Annotated in this window: 1 protein-coding gene; it reads left to right on the forward strand. The window is 46.3% G+C overall.

The window, feature by feature from the left end:
• The coding region (locus R8N49_RS29465) for an oligopeptide/dipeptide ABC transporter ATP-binding protein (RefSeq protein ID WP_412034937.1) at positions 1 to 439 on the forward strand (439 nt) is incomplete at its 5' end.
• Between the last annotated feature and the right edge of the window lie 120 nt (positions 440 to 559).

The raw sequence follows: 559 nt of genomic DNA on the forward strand, positions 1-559 counted from the left end.
TGACGAACCAGTTTCGGCTCTAGACGTATCGATTCAGGCTCAAGTTGTTAACCTTCTGAAAGAGCTGCAGAAAGAGCTAGGACTTTCTTTGGTGTTTATCGCACACGATTTGTCAGTGGTGAAACACATCTCTGATCGTGTTCTTGTGATGTATTTGGGTAACGCGGTAGAGTTAGGCGAAGCGGATGCGCTATTTGCAGACCCTAAGCACCCTTATACGCGTGCGCTGATGTCGGCGGTTCCAATCCCAGACCCAGAGTTAGAACGCAATAAAACCATCCAAATGTTGGAAGGGGATCTGCCATCACCAATCAATCCTCCTTCAGGTTGTGTGTTCCGTACTCGTTGCCCTCAAGCGACAGAAGAGTGTGCAAAAACCAAACCTACGATTGAAGGTACAGACATTCACGCTGTTTCTTGTATTCACGTGAGCGTGTAACCACCAAATGTTAGGTTAAGTAAATTCAGCCTGTGACGGGCTTAAGCGCGATTCCTTTTACTAGGGGCGCGCTTTTTTTATGCTCACTTTCTTTGAACACGAATTTCAATGCTCATTCGA

This window comes from Vibrio sp. 1978, from assembly GCF_033344345.1.